We start from the raw sequence: 22,794 nt of genomic DNA, 5'->3' as shown, positions 1-22,794 counted from the left end.
GTTCAACGTCCGAGGGGAAACCATGCGCAGGTCCATACGGCTCGCCGCGCCAGCGGCGACAGCCGCCGTACTGCTGCTCAGCGGCTGTGGCGGCGACAAGGAAGGCAGCCCGTTCCAGGCGCCGGACATCGAGGACCTCGAGGTGCCCGACGTCCCGGAGCTCGAGGAGTCCGAGGAGTCCGAGGGAATGGGCGACATCGAGGTGCCGCCGCCGTCCGGCGACTCGGGCGGGGACACCGGGGGCAGCGACTTCGGCTTGGGCGGCGACTTCGACGGCTCGTGGGAGGCCCCGGCCTCCGACGGCAACAACGCGACGCTCGACATCTACGGCGACTACGTCAACTACACGGACACCACCGCCTACGAGGGCGACCTGTGCAACGGCACCCTGAGCGGCGACACGTTCACCATCACCTGCTCCGTCTACGGCGACGAGGCGTTCCCCGAGACCACGGGAACCCTGGCCCTCAACGGGGAGACGCTCACGGTGACATGGGGCTCGGGCACGAGCGAGGAGTTCACGAGGTCGGCGTGAGCCCGCCCGAGGAGGCACGAGGCATGGCCGAAGGGCCGGACCCGAGGGTCCGGCCCTTCGGCCTGCGCACGCCGCGCGGCCAGTGCGACCCGGGCGACGGCGTCAGCGCACAAACATCCCCGCGTCGCTCGCCAGGTCGAGGAAGTACTGCGGCGCGACGCCCAGCACGACCGTGACCGCGGCGGCCAGCGCGACCACCGACATCGTCAGCGGGCTCGGGATGACCACCGAGGGGCCGTCCGCCTTGGGCTCACTGAAGAACATCAGCACGATGACGCGAACGTAGAAGAACGCCGCCACCGCCGAGGCCAGCACGCCCACGATCACCAGGCCCATCGCGCCCGCGTCGGCCGCCGCCCTGAACACCGCGAACTTCCCCGAGAACCCCGACGTCAGCGGAATGCCAGCGAACGCCAGCAGGAAGAGCGCGAAGACCGCGGCCAGCAGCGGCGAACGCCGCCCGAGCCCCGCCCACTTGGACAGGTGCGTGGCCTCGCCCCCGGCGTCCCGCACGAGCGTCACCACGGCGAACGCGCCCAGCGTCACGAACGAGTACGCGGCCAGGTAGAACAGCACCGATGACACGCCGTCCTCCGTCACCGCGACCACACCGGCCAGGATGAAGCCCGCGTGCGCGATCGACGAGTACGCGAGCAGCCGCTTCACATCGGTCTGCGTGATCGCGATGACCGCGCCCGCCACCATCGAGGCGATGGCCACGCCCCACAGCACCGGCTCCCAGTCCCACCGCAGGCCAGGCAGCACGACATACAGCAGCCGCAGCAGCGCGCCGAACGCCGCCACCTTGGTCGCCGCGGCCATGAAGCCGGTCACCGGCGTTGGGGCGCCCTGGTAGACGTCGGGGGTCCACATGTGGAACGGCACCGCGCCCACCTTGAACAGCAGGCCCACCGTGATCATCGCGCCGCCGATCAGCAGCAGCGCGTCGTTGCCCATGGTGGCGGCGAGCCCGGGGTTGACCGACGCGGGGTCGCCGCTGACGACGTCCGCGATCCCCGAGTAGGTGACGGTGCCCGCGTAGCCGTAGAGCATCGCGATGCCGAACAGCAGGAACGCCGAGGCGAACGCGCCGAGCAGGAAGTACTTGAGTGCGGCCTCCTGCGACAGCAGCCGCCTGCGGCGGGCCAGCGCGCACAACAGGTAGAGCGGCAGCGACAGGACCTCGAGCGCGATGAACAGCACCAGCAGGTCGTTGGCCATCGGGAAGAGCAGCATGCCGCCGACGGCGAAGAGCAGCAGCGGGAAGATCTCCGTCGTGGTGTGCCTCGCCTTGACGGCCTCGCGCTCGGCGGGCCCGCCCGGCACGGCCGCGGGCTGCGCGGCGAACGAGTCCACCGCGGCGCCGTGCGCGGCGGGTTCGAGGCGGCGCTCGGCGAACAGGAACACGCCGACCAGGCCGACCAGCAGGATCACGCCCTGGAGGAAGAGCGCCGGGCCGTCGACGGCCAGCGACCCCATGCCCGCGACCTGCGCCTCGCTCGTGGCGTACCCGTCGGACGCGAGCACCACCACGGCGGCGAACGCGCCCACGAGCGCGAGCGCGCCGAGGGCCACCTCGGCGGTGTACCGCACGGAGCGCGGCGCGAACGCCTCGATCAGCACCCCGATGATGGCCGCGCCGAACACGATGAGGCTCGGCGAGAGCGCGGCCCACTCGATGACCGGAGCCTGAAGCTCCCCGGGATTCACAGTGCCGCTCCTTCGTTTGCTTCTCCGCCCGTGCGGCAGGGCGCGGCCATCGCCGACACCTGCCGCTGGGCGGCCGCACGTGCGTCGCTCACTGCCCAGCCTCCACTTCTTCCAGGTGTGGCGCCGGATCCGTCTGGTCGACGTCCGACAGGGTGTGCTCCACCGCCGGGTTGACGATGTCGGTCAGCGGCCGGGGGTAGACGCCGAGGAAGATCAGCAGCGCGATCAGCGGCGCCACCACGGCCAGCTCCCGCACCCGCAGGTCGGGAAGCTTCTCCAGGCCCGGCTTCACGGGGCCCGTCATCGTCCGCTGGTAGAGCACCAGGACATAGAGCGCCGCGAGCACGATGCCCGCGCACGCGATGATCCCGGCCGCCTCGTACCGGCTGAACGTGCCGACCAGCACGAGGAACTCGGAGATGAAGGGCCCGGTGCCGGGCAGCGACAGGGTGCCGAGGCCGCCGATGAGGAACGTTCCTGCCAGCACGGGCGCCGTCTTCTGCACGCCGCCGTAGTCCGCGATGAGGCGCGAGCCGCGGCGCGAGATCAGGAAGCCCGCGACCAGCATGAGCGCGGCCGTCGCGATGCCGTGGTTGATCATGTAGAGCGTCGCGCCGCCCTGGCCCTGGCTGGTCATCGCGAAGATGCCAAGCACGATGAAGCCGAAGTGGCTGATCGACGCGTAGGCGATGAGCCGCTTCATGTCGCGCTGGCCGAGCGCGAGCAGCGCGCCGTAGATGATGCTGACCAGCGCGAGCGTGATCACCACGGGCGTCGCCCACTCGCTGGCCTCGGGAAAGAGGCCGAGGCAGAAGCGGAGCATGGCGAAGGTACCGACCTTGTCGACCACCGCGGTGATCAGCACGGCCACCGGCGCGGTCGACTCGCCCATCGCGTTGGGCAGCCACGTGTGGACGGGCCACAGCGGGGCCTTGATGGCGAACGCCACGAAGAAGCCGAGGAACAGCCAGCGTTCGGTCGAGGTCGCCAGGTCGAGCTCGCCCGAGCCGCGCGCCTCAAGGATCGCCTGGAGCGAGAACGTCCCGACCTCCAGCTGGTCGGCCGTGGCGACATAGAGGCCGATGACCGCGGCCAGCATCACCAGGCCGCCGACCAGGTTGTAGAGCAGGAACTTGACGGCGGCGTACGACCGTTGCCGCGCCTGGCCCTCCTCGCCCTGCTCCCCCGCCCGGTCCCCGAAGCCGCCGATGAGGAAGTACATCGGGATCAGCATGGCTTCGAAGAAGATGTAGAAGAGGAAGATGTCCGTCGCGGCGAACGACAGCACCACCATCGCCTCGACGGCCAGGATCAGCGCGAAGAAGCCCTGGGTCGGGCGCCAGCGCCGCGACACGGGGGCGTCGCCCTCGTCCTCCCTGGGCCCCTCCTGCCCGTTGGCGGGCAAGGAGGGAGGGTCGGCGTCGTTCCAGCCCGCGCCGATGAGGAAGGGGATCAGCACCGCCGTGAGCGCGATCATCGCCACGCCGATGCCGTCCACGCCCAGCTCGTACCTGACCCCGAAGTCCTCGATCCAGCTGCGGGATTCGGTGAGCTGGTACCGGTCGGCGCCCGCGCCCGTGTCGAAGCGCAGCACGATCGCGGCCGCGAAGCCGACCGTGACGAGCGAGAACGCCAGCGCGATCCACTTGGCCGCGGTGCGCCGCGCGGAGGGCACGGCCGCGGTGACGATCGCGCCGATGGCGGGGGTGAGGGCCGTGGCCGTCAGCAAGGGAAATGACATGGCAGACTCCTTAGACCGCCCGCATCAGCAGGGTCGCGGCGACGAGCAGGGCCGCGCCACCGAACATGGACACCGCGTAGGAGCGGGCGAAGCCGTTCTGCACCCGGCGCAGCCGCCCCGACGCCCCGCCGAAGGCCGCGGCCGTGCCGTTGACGACCCCGTCCACCAGCTTGTGGTCGAGGTAGACAAGGCCGCGGGTCAGGTAGTTGCCCGGGCGGACGAACGCGGCGTGGTTGAAGTCGTCCTGGAGCAGGTCGCGCCGCGCGGCCCTGGTGAGGAAGCGGCCCTGTGGCGCCACCGCGGGCACCGGGCGGCGGCCGTACTGCCACCAGGCCCCGGCCACGCCGAGCACCATCACGGCGGTGGCGGCGATGCCGACCGTGCCGTGGGCGACCGGGGAGTCGCCGTGCTCAAGGCCCGTGACGGGCTCGAGCCAGTGCGCGAAGTTCTCGTTCAGGTCGAAGAAGAAGCCCGCGCCGACCGAGCCGAACGCCAGGATGATCATGGGGATGGTCATCGTCAGCGGTGACTCGTGCGGGTGCGGCTCGTGCCCGCTCGCGTCGGGCTGCCAGCGCTTCTCGCCGAAGAACGTCAGCAGCATGATCCGGGTCATGTAGTACGCGGTCAGCGCCGCGCCAAGCAGCATGACACCGCCCAGGATCCAGCCCTCGGTGCCGCCCTTGCTGAACCCGGCGTAGATGATCTCGTCCTTGGAGAAGAAGCCGGACAGGTAGGGGAAGCCGATGATGGCCAGATAGGCGAGCCCGAACGTCGCGAACGTGATCGGCATGTGCTTCCGCAGCCCGCCGTAACGCCGCATGTCCACCTCGTCGTTCATGCCGTGCATGACCGAGCCCGCGCCGAGGAAGAGGCCCGCCTTGAAGAAGCCGTGGGTGACCAGGTGCATGATCGCGAAGACATAGCCGATCGGGCCGAGCCCGGCGGCCAGCGTCATGTAGCCGATCTGCGACATCGTCGAACCGGCCAGCGCCTTCTTGATGTCGTCCTTCGCGCACCCGACGATCGCGCCGAACAGCAGCGTCACCGCGCCGACCACCACGACCACCGTCTGCGCGTCGGGCGCCGCGTCGAAGACCGCGCCCGAGCGGGTGATCAGGTACACGCCCGCGGTCACCATGGTGGCCGCGTGGATCAGCGCGGAGACCGGGGTCGGGCCCTCCATGGCGTCGCCGAGCCAGGACTGGAGCGGCACCTGCGCCGACTTGCCGCACGCGGCGAGCAGCAGCATCAGCCCGATGCCGGTCAGCGTGGCCTCGCTCGCGCCCGAGGCGTTCTCAAGAACGGGCTCGAAGGCGAACGTGCCGAACGTCGTGAACATCAGCAGGATCGCGATGGACAGGCCGACGTCGCCGACCCTGTTGACGATGAACGCCTTCTTGGCCGCCGTCGCCGCGCTCGGCTTGTGCTGCCAGAAGCCGATCAGCAGGAACGACGCGAGGCCCACGCCCTCCCAGCCGACGTACAGCAGCAGGTAGTTGTCCGCGAGGACGAGCAGCAGCATCGCCCCGAGGAAGAGGTTGAGATAGGCGAAGAAGCGCCGCCGCCGCTCGTCGTGCTCCATGTAGCCGATCGAGTAGAGGTGGATCAGCGTGCCCACGCTCGTGATCAGCAGCACAAAGGTCATCGACAGCTGGTCGAGCTGGAACGCCACGTCCGCCCGGAAGTCGGCGACCGGCACCCACGTGAACAGGTGCTGGTGCAGCGTGCGCGCCTCGCTCTCCTCGCCCAGCAGGTCGAGGAAGAGCACCACGGCGAGCACGAAGGACACGGCGGCGAGCAGTGTCGCGACCCAGTGCCCCACGCGGTCGAGCCGCCGCCCGCCCACCAGCAGCACGGCCGCGCCGATGAGCGGCGCGCCGATGAGCAGTCCGATCAATGACTCCACTGGTTTCGTCCCCTTACAGCTTCATCAGGCTGGCGTCGTCGACCGAGGCCGAGTGGCGGGAGCGGTAGACGGTGACGATGATGGCGAGCCCGACCACGACCTCGGCCGCGGCGACGACCATCACGAAGAACGCCATGATCTGGCCGTCCAGGTTGCCGTGCATCCGGGAGAACGTGACCAGCGCCAGGTTGGCGGCGTTCAGCATCAGCTCGACGCACATGAAGACGACGATCGCGTTGCGCCGCAGCAGCACCCCGCAGGCGCCGAGGGTGAAGAGCAGCGCGGCGAGGTAGAGGTAGTTCTCGGGGCTCACGGACGGTCCTTCCCTGCCTCGTCGCCATCGCGGCCTTCGCCGTGGCCAGCGTGGTCATCGGCGGCGGTGGCGACGGTGCCTGCGACGGTGGTGGTGCCGTTGACGGCGGCGCGGGTGCCGCCGTTCGCGCCCCCCGGTGGCTTCCGCTCGTCCACGTAGGACTGCCCGTGGTAGCGCGCGACGCGGGACTCCAGGGCCCTGACCGCGGGCACCGACTCGTGGTGCACCTCGCGGACCTGGCCGCGCCCGCGCAGCGTGGCGTTGACCGTCAGCTCGGACGGGGTGCCGTCGGGCAGCAGGCCAGGCAGGTCGACGGCGTTGTTGCGGGCGTAGACGCCGGGCGCTGGCAGCGGCGGCAGCTGCTCGCCGCCGCGCACGCGCTCCTCGGCCTGCTCGCGCTGCGTCTTGATGCGCTCGATGCGCTCGCGGTGCGTCAGCAGGGTGGCGCCGACGGCCGCGATGGTCAGCAGGATGCCGGTGACCTCGAACGCCACGACGTAGCGCGTGAACAGCAGCGAGGCGAGGCCCTGGACGTTGCCCTCGGAGTTCGCCTGGGAGAGGCCGGTGAACGAGCCAACCGAGACCTGCCCGATCCCGGCGATCAGCAGGATGCCGAGGCCGAGCCCGCACAGCGCGGCCAGCCAGCGCTGGCCCGTGAGCGTCTCCTTGAGCGAGTCCGTGGCGCTGACGCCGACGAGCATCAGCACAAACAGGAAGAGCATCATCACGGCGCCGGTGTAGACGACGATCTGCACCATGCCGAGGAAGTACGCGCCGTTGGCCAGGTAGAACAGGGCCAGGATCACCATCGTCCCGGCCAGGCAGAGCGCGGAGTGCACCGCGCGCCGCATCAGCACGGTGCCGAGGCCCCCGGCCAGCGCGAGCGGGCCGAGCAGCCAGAACTGCACGGCCTCGCCCTGCGAGGTGGAGGTCTCGGCGGCGAGCGCCGCCAGGGTGCCGCTCATGCCTGACCCCCCGAGGGGTCGTGCAGCCGGGTGGCGGCGAGCACCGCGTCGTCGGCGTCGTCGGCGTCGTCGGCCGCCTGCCCGCCGGTGACGCGCTGCCTGACGGTGCCGGGGGCGGCGCCGCGGACCTCGCCCCGGTAGTAGGACTGCTCGTCCGTGCCGGGGTACATGGCGTGCGGCGAGTCGACCATGCCGTCGGAGAGGCCGACCAGCAGCTCCTCCTTGGTGTAGATGAGGGAGGCGCGGGTGCGGTCGGCCAGCTCGTACTCGTTCGTCATGGTCAACGCCCTGGTGGGGCACGCCTCGACGCACAGGCCGCACAGGATGCAGCGCAGGTAGTTGATCTGGTAGACGCGGCCGTAGCGCTCGCCGGGGGAGTAGCGCTCCTCCTCGGTGTTGTCCGCGCCCTCGACATAGATCGCGTCGGCGGGGCAGGCCCAGGCGCACAGCTCGCAGCCGATGCACTTCTCCAGGCCGTCCGGGTGGCGGTTGAGCTGGTGGCGCCCGTGGAAGCGGGGCGCCGTCGGCTTCTTCTCCTCCGGGTACTGCTCCGTGAGCCGCTTCTTGAACATGGCCTTGAAGGTCACGCCGAAGCCGGCCACGGGATTGCGGAACTCAGGCATCGTCGCCCTCCCTTCCTTCGGGACTTGCCTCGCTTGGTCCTGGGGTGTCGGCGGCGACCGACGCCGTGGCCCGGTCGGCCCGGTCGGCCCGCGAGGGCCGGCGCGGCACCGGCGGCAGGGTCTGGCCCGGCAGCGGCGGGACGGGGTAGCCGCCCGCGAGCGGGTCGAAGGGCGCCTCGGCCTCCTTGGCCTCGGCCTCCTCGCGGCGCTGTTCGGAGCGGTCGCGGAAGATGTCGACCACGAAGGAGATCAGCAGCAGCGCCAGCGCGCCGCCGAGCACCCACATCACGATGTCGCGGAACTCGTAGCCCTCGTTCTCCATCGCGCGCACGGCGGCGACCAGCATGAGCCATACCAGCGCGACGGGGATGAGGACCTTCCAGCCGAGCACCATGAACTGGTCGTAGCGGACGCGGGGCAGCGAAGCGCGCACCCACACGAAGAAGAAGATGACCGCGACGAGCTTGAGGGTGAACCAGAGCATCGGCCACCAGCCGCTGTTCGCGCCCTCCCAGTAGCTCAGCGGCGCGGGCGCCCGCCAGCCGCCGAGGAAGAGGGTGACCATGAGGGCCGAGACGGTGACCGTGTGGATGTACTCGGACATCATGAAGAAGGCGAACTTGATCGACGAGTACTCGGTGAGATACCCGCCGACCAGGTCGCCCTCGGACTCCGGCATGTCGAACGGCGGGCGGTGCGCCTCGCCGATCATCGCCACCATGTAGATGAGGAACGACACCGGCAGCAGGATCATGAACCACCGGTCGTCCTGCGCCTCGACGATGGCCGATGTGGACATCGATCCGGAGTAGAGGAAGACGGCCGCGAAGGACAGGCCCATCGCGACCTCGTAGGAGATGATCTGCGCCGTGGCCCGCACGCCGCCGAGCAGCGGGTAGGTCGAGCCGGACGACCAGCCCGCGAGGACCGTTCCGTAGACGGCGATGGCCGCGGTGGCCAGCACGTAGAGCATCGCCACGGGGAGGTCGGTGAGCTGGAGGACGGTCTGGGTGCCGAAGATGCTGACCGGGTCGTCCTTGGGCCCGAACGGGATGACCGCGATGGCCATCAGCGCGGGGACCGAGGCCAGCATGGGCGCCAGGATGTAGAGCGCCTTGTCGGCGCCCTTGACGACCACGTCCTCCTTGAGCATCAGCTTCACGCCGTCGGCGAGCGACTGGAGCATGCCCCAGGGGCCGTGCCGGTTGGGCCCGATGCGCAGCTGCATCCAGCCGAGCACCTTGCGTTCCATCACGATGCAGATGAGCACGGTGATCAGCAGGAACGCGAAGCAGAAGACCGCCTTGAGCAGGATCAGCCAGAACGGGTCGTTCCCGAACATCGAGAGATCCGGTTCCTGGGCGAGGCGCATCACGCGTTCACCTCCTCGGACTTCTCGGCCTTCGCCGCGGTGGCGGCCGTCTCGGGGGCGACGCGGACGACGCTGCCAGGCAGGGTGCCGAGGTCGCGCTGGGCGCCGCCGCCCACGGAGTTGAGCGGGATCCACACGACGCGGTCGGGCATCTCCTCGGTGACCGCGAGCGGCAGGGCGACGGATCCCGCGGGGCCCGTCACGGCGACGCGGTCGCCGTCCTTGACCCCGGCCTCGCGCGCCGTGGCGGGCGAGAGCCTGGCCACGGCGGCGTGCCGGGTGCCCGCAAGGGCCTCGTCGCCGTCCTGGAGGGAGCCGCGGTCGAGCAGCAGCCGGTGGCCCGCGAGGACGGCCTCGCCCTCGGTGGGGCTCGGCAGCTCGGCCGGGGTGCCGGTGGGCCCGAGCGGCAGGTCGCCGCGCCACTCGGCGAGCGACTGCAACTCCCGCCTGATCGTGCGCAGATCGGGCAGGCCCAGGTGCACATCCATGGCGTCGGCCAGCATGTGCAGGGCCCGCGCGTCGGTCTGCACCAGGCGGCGGGTCATCTGGTCGGGCCTGATCGCGGGGTCGAACGGGCGGGCGCGGCCCTCCCAGTTGAGGAACGTGCCGCCCCTCTCGACGACCGCGGCGACCGGCAGCACCACATGGGCGCGCCGGGTGACCTCGGTGGGCCGCAGCTCCAGGCTGACCAGGAAGCCGGTCTCGGCGACCTTGTCGAGCGCGGCGGCGGCGAGCGCCGGGTCCGGCAGGTCGTCGATGTCCACGCCCGCGACCAGCAGGGCGCCCACCTCGCCCGCCGCGGCGGCCTCCACGATCCCTCCGGTGTCCCGCGCGGGCCGCTCGGGCAGCGCGCCGAGGCCCCAGGCGTTCGCGACCTCCTGGCGCGCCTGGCGCGAGGACTCGGGGCGCCCGCCCGGCAGCAGCCCGGGCAGCGCCCCCGCCTCGATCGCGCCGCGCTCGCCGGAGCGCCGCGGGATCCACACGAGGGCGGCCCCGGTGGCCGCCGCGGCGGCGACCGCCGCGGTGTAGGCCCCCGGCACGCCCGCGAGCCGCTCGCCGACGACGATGAGCGCGCCATCGGCGCGCAGCGCATCGGCGGCGGCGCGGCCGTGCTCGCCGAGGCCGACGCCGGGCCCGTCGCCCGAAGAGCCGCCATCGGCCAGGGCGTTGAGCCACGCGGGCTCGGTGCCCGGGGCGGCGGGCAGCAGCGTGCCACCGGTCTTGGCGAGACCGCGCGTGATGTGGGTGGCGACGGAGAAGACGCGGGTGCCGTGCTTGCGGTGGCCCTTGCGCAGCCGCAGGAAGACGCCGGGGGCCTCCTCCTCGGACTCGAAGCCGACCAGCAGCACGGCGGGCGCGGTCTCGAGGGCGGCGTGCGTGGTGCCGTTGCCGTCGAGGTCGACGCCGTGCCCGGCGACGCGGGAGGCCAGGAACGCCGCCTCCTCGGCGCTGTGCCGCCGAGCGCGGAAGTCGATGTCGTTGGTGCCGAGGGCGACGCGCGCGAACTTGGCGTAGGCGTAGGCGTCCTCGACGGTCAGCCGCCCTCCGGTGAGCACGGCGGCGTCGCGGTCGGCGACCCCCGCCAGGCCAGCGGCGGCGATCCGCAACGCCTCGGGCCAGCTGGCCGGGACCAGCTCGCCGGTGGCCTCGTCCCGCACGAGCGGAGAGGTGAGGCGGTCGGGCTGCTGGGCGTAACGGAACGCGAAGCGGCCCTTGTCGCAGATCCACTCTTCGTTCACCTGGGGGTCGTTGGCCGCCATGCGCCGCATGACCTTGCCGCGCCTGTGGTCGGTGCGGGTGGCGCAGCCGCCCGCGCAGTGCTCGCACACGCTCGGCGACGACACCAGGTCGAACGGGCGTGAGCGGAAGCGGTAGGCGGCCGAGGTCAGGGCGCCCACGGGGCAGATCTGGATGGTGTTGCCCGAGAAGTACGACTCGAACGGGTCGCCCTCGCCCGTGCCCACCTGCTGGAGCGCGCCGCGCTCCAGCAGCTCGATCATGGGGTCGCCCGCGATCTGGTTCGAGAAGCGGGTGCAGCGCGCGCACAGCACGCAGCGCTCGCGGTCGAGCAGCACCTGGGTGGAGATCGGCACGGGCTTGTCGAATGTGCGCTTCACGCCGTCGAACCTGGACTCGGCGTCGCCCGTGCTCATCGCCTGGTTCTGCAAGGGGCACTCGCCGCCCTTGTCGCACACCGGGCAGTCGAGCGGGTGGTTGATCAGCAGCAGCTCCATCACGCCGCGCTGCGCCTTCTCGGCGACGGGCGAGCTGAGCTGCGTCTTGACGACCATGCCGTCGGTGCAGGTGATGGTGCAGGAGGCCATGGGCTTGCGCTGGCCCTCGACCTCCACGATGCACTGCCGACAGGCGCCCGCGGGGTCGAGCAGCGGGTGGTCGCAGAACCGCGGGATCTCGATGCCCAGCTGCTCGGCGGCACGGATGACCAGGGTGCCCTTGGGCACCGAGACCTCGATGCCGTCGATGGTCAGCGTCACCAGGTCCCCGGCGTCCTTGGCCGTCATGCGTTCACCTCCTGGTGAGCTCCGGTGCCGTTGTCCGCCCAGGCGGTGGACTTGGCGGGGTCGAACGGGCAGCCGCCCTGGGTGACGTGCCGCTCGTACTCGTCGCGGAAGTACTTCAGCGAGGAGAAGATGGGACTCGCCGCGCCGTCGCCGAGGGCGCAGAACGACTTGCCGTTGATGTTGTCCGCGATGTCGGCGAGCTTGTCGATGTCGCTGAGCAGGCCCTTGCCCGCCTCGATGTCGCGCAGCAGCTGGACGAGCCAGTAGGTGCCCTCGCGGCACGGGGTGCACTTGCCGCAGGACTCGTGCGCGTAGAACTCCGTCCACCGCGTGACCGCGCGCACCACGCACGTGGTCTCGTCGAAGCACTGGAGCGCCTTGGTGCCGAGCATGGACCCGGCGCCCATCACGCCCTCGTAGTCGAGGGGAACGTCCAGGTGCTCGGCGGTGAACATCGGCGTCGACGAGCCGCCCGGCGTCCAGAACTTGAGGGTGTGGCCAGGGCGGATGCCGCCGCTCATCTGGAGCAGCTCGCGCAGCGTGATGCCGAGCGGCGCCTCGTACTGGCCCGGGCGGGCGACGTGTCCTGAGAGCGAGTACAGCGTGAAGCCAGGGGACTTCTCGCTCCCCATCGAGCGGAACCACTCCTTGCCGCGGTCGATGATCGCGGGAACCGAGGCGATGGACTCGACGTTGTTCACCACGGTGGGGCACGCGTAGAGACCGGCGACCGCGGGGAAGGGGGGCCGCAGCCTCGGCTGGCCGCGCCGCCCTTCGAGGGAGTCGAGCAGCGCGGTCTCCTCGCCGCAGATGTAGGCGCCCGCGCCCGCGTGGACGGTGATGTCGAGGTCGCCGCCCTCGCCGAGCGCGCCCTTGCCGAGGTATCCGGCGGCATACGCCTCGGCGACCGCGGCGTGCAGGCGGCGCAGGACGGGGACGACCTCGCCGCGCAGATAGATGAAGGCGTGGTGGGAGCGGATGGCGTGGCAGGCGATCACGATGCCCTCGACGAGGGAGTGCGGGTTCGCCAGCAGCAGCGGGATGTCCTTGCAGGTGCCGGGCTCGGACTCGTCGGCGTTGACCACCAGGTAGTGCGGCTTGTTGTCGCCCTGCGGGATGAACTGCCACTTCATGCCGGTGGGGAAGCCCGCGCCGCCCCGGCCGCGCAGGCCCGAGTCCTTGACGTAGGCGATCACGTCGTCGGGCGGCATGGCCAGGGCCTTGCCGAGGGCGCGATAGCCGCCGTTCGCCCGGTACACGTCGAGCGTCCAGGACCTGTCCTGGTCCCAGAACGCCGAGAGCACCGGCGTCAGAAGCTTCTCGGGGCTCGTCTCGTCAACGGATGTGTTCATCACTCACCCTCCTCGGTCACCGGCCCCGCGGGGTGGTGCGGGTCGGAGGCCGAGCTCGGCTGCGGGGCGTCGTGGCGGCTCTCGTGGGTCGTGGGAGGCCGGTCCTGCGGGATGTCGGGATTGCGCGGGGCGACGACGGTGGCGGGGCCCGTCTCACCCTTGGCGAGGCGGAGCCCGGCCAGCGAGGCGGGCCCCGCGCTGCCTCCGGCCTCGGTGGCGCCTGGGCGCTCGTCGCGGAATCCGGCGAGCACGCGGGCGGTGGCCTTGAAGTCGCACAGCGGGGCGCCTCGGGTGGGCGTGACCTGGGCGCCCGCGCGCAGCTCGTCGACGAGGCGCTTGGCGGACTCGACGGTCTGGTTGTCGAAGAACTCCCAGTTGACCATGACGACCGGCGCGAAGTCGCACGCGGCGTTGCACTCGATGTGTTCGAGGGTGACCTTGCCGTCGGCGGTGGTCTCCCCGTTGCCGACGCCGAGGTGTTCCTTGAGCGCGTCGAAGATGGCGTCGCCGCCGAGCACCGCGCACAGGGTGTTGGTGCAGACGCCGACCTGGTAGTCGCCCGACGGCTTGCGCCGGTACATCGAGTAGAACGTCGCGACCGCGGTCACCTCGGCGCTGGTCAGCCCGAGCACGTCGGCGCAGAACTGCACGCCGGTGCGGGTGACATGGCCCTCCTCCGACTGCACGAGGTGCAGCAGCGGCAGCAGCGCGGAGCGGCTGTCGGGGTAGCGGGCCACGACCTCGGCCGCGTCCGCCTCGAGCCGGGCCCGCACGTCGGCCGGGTAGTCGGGCGCGGGCATCTGCGGCATGCCGAGCTGGATGTCGCGGCCGGGTGCGGGGGCCGGTGTCTCGTTGGCGCTCACCGGTCGACGCCTCCCATCACGGGGTCGATGGACGCCACCGCGACGATGACGTCGGCGAACATGCCGCCCTCGCACATCGCCGCCATGGACTGGAGGTTGGTGAAGGAGGGGTCGCGGAAGTGGACCCGGTAGGGCCTGGTGCCGCCGTCGCTGACCATGTGGACCCCCAGCTCGCCCTTGGGGGACTCCACCGCGGTGTAGACCTGGCCAGGAGGGACCCTGAACCCCTCGGTGACGAGCTTGAAGTGGTGGATCAGGGCCTCCATGGAGGTGCCCATGATGTTCTTGATGTGGTCGAGCGAGTTGCCCATGCCGTCGGGGCCCTGGGCGAGCTGCGCGGGCCACGCGATCTTCTTGTCGGCGACCATGACCGGCCCGGGCTCGAGGCGGTCGATGCACTGCTCGACGATGCGCAGCGACTGCCGCATCTCCTCAAGGCGCAGCACGAACCTGCCGAACGAGTCGCAGGTGTCGGTGGTGGGGACCTCGAAGTCGTAGGTCTCGTAGCCGCAGTACGGGGCGGCCTTGCGCAGGTCGTGCGGCAGCCCGGCCGAGCGCAGGATGGGCCCGGTGGCACCGAGCGCGAGGCAGCCCGCGAGGTCGAGATAGCCGACGTCCTTGAGGCGGGCCTTGAAGACGGGGTTCCCGGTGCAGAGCTTGTCGTACTCGTCGATGTTCTTGCGCATCTTGGTGACGAACTCGCGCAACGCGTCGACCGCGCCAGGGGGAAGGTCCTGGGCGAGGCCGCCTGGGCGGATGAACGCGTGGTTCATCCGCAGGCCCGTGATCAGCTCGAAGACGTCGAGGCACAGCTCGCGGTCGCGGAAGCCGTAGATCATGACCGTGGTCGCGCCCAGCTCCATGCCGCCGGTGGCGATGGCGACGAAGTGCGAGGAGAGGCGGTTGATCTCCATCAGCAGCACGCGGATGACGCTGGCCCTGTCCGGCACGTCGTCGGTGATGCCGAGCAGCTTCTCGACGCCGAGGCAGTACGCCGTCTCGTTGAAGAACGGCGTGAGGTAGTCCATGCGCGTGACGAACGTCGTGCCCTGCGTCCACGTGCGGTACTCGAGGTTCTTCTCGATCCCGGTGTGCAGGTAGCCGATGCCCGCCCTGGCCTCGGTGACCGTCTCGCCGTCGATCTCCAGGATGAGCCGCAGCACGCCGTGCGTGGAGGGGTGCTGCGGGCCCATGTTGACGATGATCTTCTCGTCGTCGCCGCGCTCGGCGACTTCCTGGGCGATGCCGTCCCAGTCGCCGCCCGTGACGGTGTAGACGGTGCCCTCGGTGGTCTCCCTGGCCCCCGCGGGCCGGGTCGCGTGTGTGGTCATCAGCTGTACGACCTCCGCTGGTCGGGTGCCGGGATCTGGGCGCCCTTGTACTCGACGGGGATGCCGCCGAGCGGGTAGTCCTTGCGCTGCGGGAAGCCCTGCCAGTCGTCGGGCATCATGATCCGCGTGAGCGCGGGGTGGCCGTCGAAGATCAGGCCGAAGAAGTCGTAGACCTCGCGCTCGTGCCAGTCGTTGGTCGGGTAGACGTCCACGATCGACGGCAGGTGCGGGTCGGCGTCGGGCGCGCTGGTCTCCAGGCGGATGAGCCGCCCGTGGGTGAGCGAGCGCAGGTGGTAGACGGCGTGCAGCTCGCGCCCGGCGTCCTGGGGGTTGTGCACGCCGCTCACGCCGGTGCACAGCTCGAAGCGGAGCGCGGGGTCGTCGCGCAGCGTCCGCGCGACGGCGGGCAGGTGCTCGCGGGCGATGTGGAACGTCAGCTCGTCCCGGTCCACGACGGTCTTCTCGATCACGGCGCCCGGGTCGATGCCCTGCTCATCGAGGGCCCCTTCGAGCTCGTCGGCGACCTCGTCGAAGTACCCGCCGTAGGGCCGCGACGTGGCCCCCGGCATCCGCACGGTCCGCACGAGCCCGCCGTAACCCGTGGTGTCCGAGCCGTTGTTGGCCCCGAACATCCCCCGCCGCTCGGCGATGGCCTCCCCGCCGTCCCCGCGCTGCGCGGGCACCTCGTTCGTGCTTGTGTTCTCGTTCACCCGCAAACCCTCCTCGCAGAAACGCTGACCGCTGCGGCGAACGACGCGCCACTGCCGCGGCGCTGCGGAACGCCGCTGGCGCGGCTCAGCCCGCGCAGCGGGCGCGACTCGCCGCCCGCAGGGCGAACACCGCGCGGCGCGCGAGCGCCCACCGGGGGCGACCCGGCAACCACCGACGGGATCCGGCGCGAGGGCGCACGCTCGGGCCCGCCCACGCGGCCAAGCCCGCGCAGCGAGAACTTCGCGCCCGAGCGCCCGGCGCCCACCACCGCGCTCACCGCAGGAGCCCCTTCATCTCGATCGTCGGCAGCGCCTTGAGCGCCGCCTCCTCCGCCTCGCGCGCGGCCTGTTCGCGATTCACGCCGAGCTTTTCCTCGCGGATCTTCTCGTGCAGCTTGAGGATCGCGTCCATCAGCATTTCGGGCCGCGGCGGGCAGCCGGGAAGGTAAATGTCCACGGGCACGACATGGTCGACGCCCTGAACGATCGAGTAATTGTTGAACATTCCGCCCGACGAAGCGCAGACGCCCATCGAGATGACCCACTTGGGGTTCGGCATCTGGTCGTAGACCTGCCGCAGCACCGGCGCCATCTTCTGGCTCACGCGCCCGGCCACGATCATCAGGTCGGCCTGGCGCGGCGAGCCGCGGAAGACCTCCATGCCGAAGCGGGCCAGGTCGTACCGGCCCGCGCCCGTGGTCATCATCTCGATCGCGCAGCACGCGAGCCCGAACGTCGCGGGAAACACCGAGGACTTCCGTGCCAGCGCCGCCATGTTCTCGACGGTGTCGAGCAGAAATCCGCTGGGGAGCTTTTCTTCGAGACCCATCAGGATTGCCTCTCTCTCAGTCCCATTCGAGTCCTCCTCGGCGCCAGTCATAAGCGTAGGCAACGCCGATGAGGCCGACAAAAATCAGCATCTGCACAAACCCGAACATCCCGAGCGAGTCGAAGTGGACGGCCCAGGGATAGAGAAAGACGATCTCGATGTCGAAGATGATGAACAGCATCGCCGTCAGGTAGTACTTGACGGGGAACCGCCCACCGCCCACCGGCTGGGGTGTCGGCTCGATGCCGCACTCGTATGCGGATAGCTTCGCCCGGTTGTAGCGCTTGGGGCCGACGAGCGCGGCCGTTACCACGGAGAAGATGGCGAAGGCCGCCGCGAGGGCGCCCAGCACGAGGATGGGAACATACGTGTTCACCGCACCTCGCTCCTTCCAGTCGACGGCGACTGCTGCAACCACGAAAGATCAATGCTATGTGAGTCAGTTCACAAGGCAAGAGGCATCCTATGCCTCGCCCCCTGTGACCCACGACACGGGTCCCCCCACCAATCCTGTGATCTCTCCCACCCGCTCCCGGGATCAAGTCATCCAGGACGGGACGTACCACGCAAGGCCGTTGATCGACTTCGGCCGTGGAGACAAGGCTCGGACCAGGCTCAGCAGTGCCAGACATCACGGTCACCACGGCCATCGCCCTGTGCCTCGTCGCCGCCGCGGCGGGCTGGATCGACGCGGTCGTCGGCGGCGGCGGACTCCTTCAACTCCCGGCGCTCCTCATCGGGTTGCCCGACGTGTCCCCCACCTACGCGCTGGGCACCAACAAGGCGGTGGCCGTCACGGGGACGTCGATCGCCGCCGTCACGTTCGCCCGCACGTCCCCGCTGGACAGGCGGCTCGCGCTCCGGCTCGGCGCGCTCGCGCTCGTCTCGTCGGCGGGTGGCGCGCTGCTCGCCTCCGCCGTGGACCGGCGCGTGCTCCAGCCGTTGATCATGGTGATGCTGCTGGCCGTCGCGGCGTTCGTGGTGCTGCGCCCGAGGTTCGGCACCGCGCCGACCGAGCGCGTCCCCTCGCGCCGCAGGGCCGCGGCCGCGCTGCTCGTGGCGGGCGTGGGCATCGGCTTCTACGACGGCATCCTGGGCCCCGGCACGGGCACGTTCCTCGTCATATCCCTGGTGGCCCTCCTCCATATGAGCCTGCTGACCGCCTCGGCCACCGCAAAGGTCGTGAATGTGGGCACAAACCTCGGCGCGCTCGCCGTGTTCGGCGCGCACGGCACGGTGCTGTGGGCGCTCGCGGCGCCGATGGCGGCGTTCAACATGGCGGGCGGCTGGGCCGGGGCGCACATGGCGCTGCGCCGAGGCAGCGGCTTCGTCCGCGTCGTGCTGCTCGCGGTGGTCACGGGACTCGTCGCGCGGCTCGCCTGGGAGCAGTGGTGGATGTGACGTGCGTCACGCCGAACGGCCGCCTGACGGGGACTCCGTTGAACGAACGCCCCACCCCGTGGTAGCCCGGGGCCGACGACGGACATTCCGGACAATGCGCAGGACACGGCGGGACATCCACCCGAAAGATCACCTCCCGCGCGAAACGGCGTTCCGGACAAAACACCCCCAACCTCGCCGCGCACCTGTCAACTGTGGCCGATACCACGATCATTGTGATCATGCGCGCGTACTGATAGCCGTTATCGGCATGTCCCCAATTCGTTATCGAGGTCGGCACCGAAAACCTCGCCCGTCCCGCACCGGCGGCCTGCTCCGCGGTGGGGTGCTCACCGGCGTGGTCGGCTCGGTCGCCGTCACCGGCTCCGCCTCACAGGCGCTCGCCGCCGAGAAGCCCACCGAGTCCACCGGTGAGCTGCCCGCGCTCGACCTGGCCCTCGCCCAGGGCGTCGACCGCGCCACCCAGGCCACCGCGGCCTATGCCACCGCGGCCGAGTCCCAGGCCGACTGGCAGAACTGGCAGCGCGCCCAGAGCCGCGCCGCCTCCCAGGCCGGACAGGCGGCGGCCGAGCGCCGCGCCGAGGCCGACCGCCGCGCCCAGGAGGCGCGCGAGGCCGAAGAGGCCAGGCAGGCGCAGGAGGCCCTGGAGGCCGAGGAGGCCCGCGAGCGCGCCGCCGCCGAGGAGGTCCAGACCCTCTCCGCGCCCGCCGACGAGGCCCCGGTCACCGGCACGGGCGCCGACGCGGTGCTGAGCTATGTCCGCGCCCAGCTGGGCGACGCGTACTCCATGGGCTCCACGGGGCCCGACGCGTGGGACTGCTCGAGCCTGACGCAGGCCGCGTTCGCCACCGCGGGCGTCTCGCTGCCGCGCGTCGCCGCCGATCAGTCGGTCGCTGGCACCCCCGTCTCGCTGGACGCCCTCCAGCCCGGCGACCTCCTCTACTGGGGCGGCGCTGGCAGCGCCTACCACGTGGCGGTGTACATGGGCGACGGCACGTTCATCGGCGCCCAGAACCCCTCCACCGGCGTCGTCCAGAAGACGCTCGACTGGGACCCGCCCACCGGGGCCGTGCGCGTCCTGTGACGCGACGCGGGTAGCGACGCGGGGAGCAACGCGCCCGGCGACGCGGCCTGTTGACGCCCCGTCAGCCCGCGCCCGCCCACACCCTGTCCACAGCCTGTGGACAACTGCCGAGCCGCACACCGGACATGAGCCGTTCGGGCAACACGAAGGGGGCGCCGCGACACCGCGGCGCCCCCTTCGGCGTTCACGCCCTCGCGTCAGGCGCGCGGGGCCACCTTCGTCAGGCCGTTGATGACCCGGTCCATGGCATCGCCGCCCGTCGGGTCGGTCAGGTTCGCCAGCAGCTTCAGCAGGAAGCGCATCAGCACCGGGTGGCTGAGCCCGCGCTCGGCGGCGATCCTCATGATCTGGGGGTTGCTGATGAGCCGCACGAACGCGCGGCCCAGCGTGTAGTACCCGCCATAGGTCTCGCGCAGCACCTTGGAGTATGCGCGCAGCGCCAACTCCCGCTGCGCGGGCGTCTGGCGGGCCAGCGCCTGGCTGATGACCTCGGCCGCGATGCGCCCCGACTCCATGGCGTACGCGATGCCCTCGCCGTTGAACGGGTTGACCAGCCCGCCCGAGTCGCCCACCAGCATCAGCCCGCGCGCGTAGTGCGGCTTGCGGTTGAACGCCATGGGCAGCGCCGCGCCCCTGATCGGGCCCGTCATGAACTCCGGCGTGAACTGCCACTCCTCGGGCATCGAGGCGCACCACGTCTTGAGGACCTCGCGCCAGTCCAGCTCCTTGAACGAGGGGGAGCTGTTGAGCACGCCGAGGCCGACGTTGGACGTGCCGTCGCCCAGGCCGAAGATCCAGCCGTACCCGGGCAGCAGCCGCTCGCGCCCGTCGCGCCGGTCCCACAGCTCGAACCACGACTCGAGGTAGTCGTCGTCGTGGCGCGGGGTGGTGAAGTACGTCCTGACGGCGACGCCCATCGGGCGGCGCTCGTCGCGGTGGCGGCCCATCGCGAGGGACAGCCGCGAGGAGTTGCCGTCGGCGGCGACGACGACCGGGGCGGTGTAGGTGACCTGCTTCTTGTCGTCGCCGAGCCTGGCCTCGACGCCGGTGATGCGGCCGGTGCGCTCGTCGCGCACGGGCCCGGTGACGGCGCAGCGCTCGGCCAGCCGCGCGCCCGCCTTGACCGCGGCCTGGGCCAGCTGCTCGTCGAAGTCGTCGCGCTTGCGGACCAGTCCGTAGTCGGGGTAGGACGCCAGCTCGGGCCAGTCGAGCTGGAGCCGCTGCCCGCCGCCGATGACCCGCAGCCCCCGGTTGCGCAGCCAGCCCGCCTCCTCGGAGACGTCGATCCCCATGGCCACGAGCTGCTTGACGGCCCGTGGGGTCAGCCCGTCGCCGCACACCTTCTCGCGGGGGAACGCCGTCTTCTCGAGCAGCGCCACGTCGAGCCCGGCCTGGGCGAGGTGGAAGGCGGTCGCCGAACCGGCAGGACCGGCCCCGACGACGATGACATCAGCGGTCTCGGCCACGGTGGCTCTCCCAATCGAAAGGGGGCGGGGTCGGTGAGAAGTCTATGACTCGGGTCTGTGGTGAAAACAGCTCCGTCCACCCGAAGGGCGTGCCCAGCGGCTCCCCCAGCCTGGCGCCTTGGGGGTGCCCCCATGGGCGGGGCACATCTTCATAGGGGCGGTTCCGGTCGGGGGCGATCGCGTCGGCGTTCAGCGGGTTCAGCGTCGTCTACCTCTGTTCCCGCGCGGTGGGCTGGCGGCGCGTTCGCTCGTAGCGTCTGGGGCGGGGTGGGAGGAAGCCGGGGAGCTGGGAGATGTGGCGGGCGGCCCACAGGACGGTGAAGCGGCCCATGTGGAACGTTTCGCCTCCGTGGAAGTGCAGGAGTTTGCCGCCGCTGGCGAGTGCGCTCATGTCGGTCACGGTGTAGGGCCGTCCTCCGACGACCAGCTGGTCGCCGACCCTGACGGTGGCCGCGGTGATCTCGATCGCGACCATTCCGGTGGGGTTCATCGCGCGGTCACCGCCAGGGTGATGGCGATGACGAGGGCGCAGCCGATGGCGGTCTGGGCGATGATCTCCGCCCGGGTGGGTGGGGGTGGGCGGAGGGCTGTCTCCCAGAAGGAGCGGGGCCGTAAGCCGGGTGGGCCAGCGCGCGCCGGGGGTGTTCGGCGACCATGTGGTTCTCGATCGCCTGGTACGCGACCGTGCGCCAGTCGAACGACCCCCACGAGCCGTCATCCCGCGCGGTCGCGCCTCCGAGCGCCGTGCCAGCCGTCCGAGCCAGGCGCAGCATCTCCCTCGCCTCCGTCGGCCTGTTGTTGCGGGCCGCCGCGCTGCTCGCGTGCATCAACAGCTTCCCCCACGCGCCGAGATCGGCCCGCGTCGCCCGGGAGACGCGTGGCTCGGACTCGTCCGCCGTGATGACCGAGACCCGTTCGGCCTCGTCGAACCGCCCTTGACGGAGCAGCAGCCAGCCCTGCTGGTACACCGCCGCCGCCACGCCGCCCTGATCCCGCGACGCCGACGCGTCGCGCACCGCGTCCGTCAGCGCCATGTGCGCGAGGTCGTAGGCACGCACCTGCACCAGGTAACGGCCCGCCATCTGAAGGACCCGGCCTCGCAGCCGCAGGGCCTGCTCATGCAGGGGCCCGTGGTCGAAGTGGCGCACGGCGATGTGTGCCGAGCGGATCAGCGGCGGCAGCAGCTCCGCGACCGTGGTGTAGGTGTCGGCGGAGTAGGCGTGCGCGACGGCCGCGGCGGTGCGTTCCATGGCGCCCGGGTCGGGCGTTGTCTCCACGGCGTCCGAGCCGAGCGGGCCCGTGGCCGTCACGGCCGGGGCGATCGCCTGCCGCAGGGGGAGCAGGGAGAGCCCACGTTCATCGGCGGTGGTCGGCGCGGGCGGGCCCGCCTCGAAGAGGCGGGAGGTGCGAACGCCGAGGGCGCGGGCGAGCGCGTGGTACGTCTCGATGCGCGCCGAGCCCCCGTTCTCGACCTTCTTCACCACCCCGGGAGAGAGCCCCGCGCGCTCGGCGAGTGCTCCCCGGGTCAGCCCCCGGTCGTGACGAAGAGATCGCAGGTGTCTCCCGTTGAGCCATCGTCGGCCATGACACCCCGCCTCGTCCCGCTTGCTCGTCACGTGCCAGCATAGGGCGGACATGTGTGGTGCGCCCCGGGATCGGGGCGCCCACCTCCTGGCGTGACGAAGCGCGCCCGCCCGCCTCGCGCGATTCGGCAACCGGCGTTGAGGATCGTGTATCGCGCGCCGAGCTTCGCAAGCAGGCTCAGGCCCTCGACCAGCTTGCCGTCACCTGGTACGCCATGGGCATGGACCGCGTACGTGAGGTGCGGCGAGCGCTCCAGCCTTGGCGGAACGACCGGTGCGTACGGGACTTGGACGACCGGCTGTACAGCTGGGCGACGACCGTCAGCGCTCTTGCGCGTTGAGCTTCTCGATCTGCTCGGGCAGCTCGGCGAGGCTGTTGATCCGCAAAGTGGGCAGCTTCCGCGCGTCGTCGGTCTCCCACTGGATGACGGCCCAGGGGCCGCGGCGGACGAGCGCGGTGTGCATGCCTGCTGCCCGCGCCGGTGCGA

Annotated in this window: 20 protein-coding genes and 2 pseudogenes; 4 read left to right on the top strand and 18 right to left on the bottom strand. The window is 71.1% G+C overall.

Going from position 1 to position 22,794, the window contains the following annotated elements:
• Positions 1-22 precede the first annotated feature (22 nt).
• Positions 23-535: a hypothetical protein gene (locus DEH69_RS30050; RefSeq protein WP_113690159.1), complete on the top strand. Its 513-nt coding sequence runs from the start codon at positions 23-25 to the stop codon at positions 533-535.
• A 102-nt stretch (positions 536-637) separates the two neighbouring features.
• On the opposite strand, the gene nuoN is transcribed toward DEH69_RS30050, so the two are convergent.
• The 14 genes from nuoN to DEH69_RS29980 form a co-directional block, all read right to left on the bottom strand.
• A complete protein-coding gene (gene nuoN, locus DEH69_RS30045) occupies positions 638-2,245 on the bottom strand; it encodes an NADH-quinone oxidoreductase subunit NuoN (protein ID WP_258535067.1) in 1,608 nt (535 codons plus the stop codon).
• A gap of 88 nt (positions 2,246-2,333) precedes the next feature.
• Positions 2,334-3,986: an NADH-quinone oxidoreductase subunit M gene (locus DEH69_RS30040; RefSeq protein ID WP_113690157.1), complete on the bottom strand. Its 1,653-nt coding sequence runs from the start codon at positions 3,984-3,986 to the stop codon at positions 2,334-2,336.
• A gap of 10 nt (positions 3,987-3,996) precedes the next feature.
• A complete protein-coding gene (gene nuoL, locus DEH69_RS30035) occupies positions 3,997-5,892 on the bottom strand; it encodes an NADH-quinone oxidoreductase subunit L (protein ID WP_113690156.1) in 1,896 nt (631 codons plus the stop codon).
• Between the two features lie 13 nt (positions 5,893-5,905).
• On the bottom strand, positions 5,906-6,205 hold the full coding sequence (nuoK, locus tag DEH69_RS30030) for an NADH-quinone oxidoreductase subunit NuoK (RefSeq protein WP_113690155.1): 300 nt from the start codon (positions 6,203-6,205) through the stop codon (positions 5,906-5,908).
• Positions 6,202-7,170 (bottom strand): NADH-quinone oxidoreductase subunit J, encoded by a 969-nt coding sequence (locus DEH69_RS30025; RefSeq protein ID WP_113690154.1) that lies wholly within the window; start codon positions 7,168-7,170, stop codon positions 6,202-6,204. The genes nuoK and DEH69_RS30025 overlap by 4 nt, the downstream gene beginning before the upstream one ends.
• Positions 7,167-7,793, bottom strand: coding sequence for an NADH-quinone oxidoreductase subunit NuoI (nuoI, locus tag DEH69_RS30020; protein WP_113690153.1), 627 nt, complete (start codon positions 7,791-7,793; stop codon positions 7,167-7,169). Before nuoI ends, DEH69_RS30025 begins: the two co-directional genes overlap by 4 nt.
• The gene (gene nuoH / locus DEH69_RS30015) at positions 7,786-9,165 is read right to left on the bottom strand and encodes an NADH-quinone oxidoreductase subunit NuoH (protein ID WP_113690152.1); all 1,380 of its coding nucleotides are present in this window, start codon (positions 9,163-9,165) and stop codon (positions 7,786-7,788) included. The genes nuoI and nuoH overlap by 8 nt, the downstream gene beginning before the upstream one ends.
• Entirely contained in the window at positions 9,165-11,687 is a 2,523-nt protein-coding gene (locus DEH69_RS30010; protein WP_113690151.1) for an NADH-quinone oxidoreductase subunit G, read from the bottom strand. Before DEH69_RS30010 ends, nuoH begins: the two co-directional genes overlap by 1 nt.
• Complete coding sequence (gene nuoF / locus DEH69_RS30005) at positions 11,684-13,039, bottom strand: NADH-quinone oxidoreductase subunit NuoF (RefSeq protein WP_113690150.1); 1,356 nt, start codon at positions 13,037-13,039, stop codon at positions 11,684-11,686. The genes DEH69_RS30010 and nuoF overlap by 4 nt, the downstream gene beginning before the upstream one ends.
• Positions 13,039-13,848, bottom strand: a complete 810-nt coding sequence (gene nuoE / locus DEH69_RS30000; RefSeq protein ID WP_113690202.1) for an NADH-quinone oxidoreductase subunit NuoE — start codon at positions 13,846-13,848, stop codon at positions 13,039-13,041. Before nuoE ends, nuoF begins: the two co-directional genes overlap by 1 nt.
• A gap of 50 nt (positions 13,849-13,898) precedes the next feature.
• Positions 13,899-15,233, bottom strand: a complete 1,335-nt coding sequence (locus DEH69_RS29995) for an NADH-quinone oxidoreductase subunit D (protein WP_181727670.1) — start codon at positions 15,231-15,233, stop codon at positions 13,899-13,901.
• Positions 15,233-15,943, bottom strand: coding sequence for an NADH-quinone oxidoreductase subunit C (locus DEH69_RS29990; RefSeq protein WP_258535066.1), 711 nt, complete (start codon positions 15,941-15,943; stop codon positions 15,233-15,235). Before DEH69_RS29990 ends, DEH69_RS29995 begins: the two co-directional genes overlap by 1 nt.
• Positions 15,944-16,217: 274 nt before the next feature.
• Positions 16,218-16,772, bottom strand: a complete 555-nt coding sequence (locus tag DEH69_RS29985; protein ID WP_113690148.1) for an NADH-quinone oxidoreductase subunit B family protein — start codon at positions 16,770-16,772, stop codon at positions 16,218-16,220.
• A gap of 16 nt (positions 16,773-16,788) precedes the next feature.
• Complete coding sequence (locus DEH69_RS29980) at positions 16,789-17,148, bottom strand: NADH-quinone oxidoreductase subunit A (RefSeq protein WP_113690147.1); 360 nt, start codon at positions 17,146-17,148, stop codon at positions 16,789-16,791.
• 245 nt (positions 17,149-17,393) lie between these two features.
• Between DEH69_RS29980 and DEH69_RS29975 the strand changes: the two genes are divergently transcribed.
• Both DEH69_RS29975 and DEH69_RS29970 read left to right on the top strand, forming a co-directional pair.
• The gene (locus DEH69_RS29975; protein WP_113690146.1) at positions 17,394-18,173 is read left to right on the top strand and encodes a TSUP family transporter; all 780 of its coding nucleotides are present in this window, start codon (positions 17,394-17,396) and stop codon (positions 18,171-18,173) included.
• A gap of 250 nt (positions 18,174-18,423) precedes the next feature.
• Complete coding sequence (locus DEH69_RS29970; protein ID WP_113690145.1) at positions 18,424-19,257, top strand: C40 family peptidase; 834 nt, start codon at positions 18,424-18,426, stop codon at positions 19,255-19,257.
• Between the two features lie 197 nt (positions 19,258-19,454).
• Here DEH69_RS29970 and DEH69_RS29965 read toward each other — a convergent pair whose 3' ends face one another.
• From DEH69_RS29965 to DEH69_RS29955, 3 genes are all read right to left on the bottom strand, one after another.
• Positions 19,455-20,723 (bottom strand): geranylgeranyl reductase family protein, encoded by a 1,269-nt coding sequence (locus DEH69_RS29965; RefSeq protein WP_258535065.1) that lies wholly within the window; start codon positions 20,721-20,723, stop codon positions 19,455-19,457.
• Positions 20,724-20,931: 208 nt separating this feature from the next.
• Entirely contained in the window at positions 20,932-21,213 is a 282-nt protein-coding gene (locus tag DEH69_RS29960; protein ID WP_147255917.1) for a hypothetical protein, read from the bottom strand.
• A 7-nt stretch (positions 21,214-21,220) separates the two neighbouring features.
• The gene (locus DEH69_RS29955; RefSeq protein WP_113690142.1) at positions 21,221-22,360 is read right to left on the bottom strand and encodes a helix-turn-helix domain-containing protein; all 1,140 of its coding nucleotides are present in this window, start codon (positions 22,358-22,360) and stop codon (positions 21,221-21,223) included.
• Positions 22,361-22,485: 125 nt separating this feature from the next.
• Between DEH69_RS29955 and DEH69_RS33525 the strand changes: the two are divergent.
• Positions 22,486-22,647, top strand: a pseudogene (locus DEH69_RS33525) (transcriptional regulator); the annotation flags it as partial.
• Here the strand turns inward: DEH69_RS33525 and DEH69_RS33260 are convergent.
• Positions 22,628-22,794 (bottom strand): annotated as a pseudogene (locus DEH69_RS33260) (haloacid dehalogenase); the annotation flags it as partial. The pseudogenes DEH69_RS33525 and DEH69_RS33260 sit on opposite strands and share 20 nt — an antisense overlap.

This window comes from Streptomyces sp. PT12, assembly GCF_003311645.1.
Classification (GTDB): domain Bacteria; phylum Actinomycetota; class Actinomycetes; order Streptomycetales; family Streptomycetaceae; genus Streptomyces.
This window is presented reverse-complemented; position numbering and strand designations above follow the sequence as displayed.

Excerpts from the sequence above, each read along its gene's own strand:
- nuoF (WP_113690150.1), bottom strand. The coding sequence starts at position 13,039 with ATGAACACATCCGTTGACGAGACGAGCCCCGAGAAGCTTCTGACGCCG.
- DEH69_RS29955 (WP_113690142.1), bottom strand. The coding sequence starts at position 22,360 with ATGTCCGCCCTATGCTGGCACGTGACGAGCAAGCGGGACGAGGCGGGG.
- DEH69_RS29995 (WP_181727670.1), bottom strand. The coding sequence starts at position 15,233 with ATGACCACACACGCGACCCGGCCCGCGGGGGCCAGGGAGACCACCGAG.
- DEH69_RS29985 (WP_113690148.1), bottom strand. The coding sequence starts at position 16,772 with ATGGGTCTCGAAGAAAAGCTCCCCAGCGGATTTCTGCTCGACACCGTC.
- DEH69_RS29970 (WP_113690145.1), top strand. The coding sequence starts at position 18,424 with ATGTCCCCAATTCGTTATCGAGGTCGGCACCGAAAACCTCGCCCGTCC.
- DEH69_RS29960 (WP_147255917.1), bottom strand. The coding sequence starts at position 21,213 with ATGAACCCCACCGGAATGGTCGCGATCGAGATCACCGCGGCCACCGTC.
- DEH69_RS30040 (WP_113690157.1), bottom strand. The coding sequence starts at position 3,986 with ATGTCATTTCCCTTGCTGACGGCCACGGCCCTCACCCCCGCCATCGGC.
- nuoE (WP_113690202.1), bottom strand. The coding sequence starts at position 13,848 with ATGCCGCAGATGCCCGCGCCCGACTACCCGGCCGACGTGCGGGCCCGG.
- nuoI (WP_113690153.1), bottom strand. The coding sequence starts at position 7,793 with ATGCCTGAGTTCCGCAATCCCGTGGCCGGCTTCGGCGTGACCTTCAAG.
- DEH69_RS30050 (WP_113690159.1), top strand. The coding sequence starts at position 23 with ATGCGCAGGTCCATACGGCTCGCCGCGCCAGCGGCGACAGCCGCCGTA.
- nuoH (WP_113690152.1), bottom strand. The coding sequence starts at position 9,165 with ATGCGCCTCGCCCAGGAACCGGATCTCTCGATGTTCGGGAACGACCCG.
- DEH69_RS30010 (WP_113690151.1), bottom strand. The coding sequence starts at position 11,687 with ATGACGGCCAAGGACGCCGGGGACCTGGTGACGCTGACCATCGACGGC.
- DEH69_RS30025 (WP_113690154.1), bottom strand. The coding sequence starts at position 7,170 with ATGAGCGGCACCCTGGCGGCGCTCGCCGCCGAGACCTCCACCTCGCAG.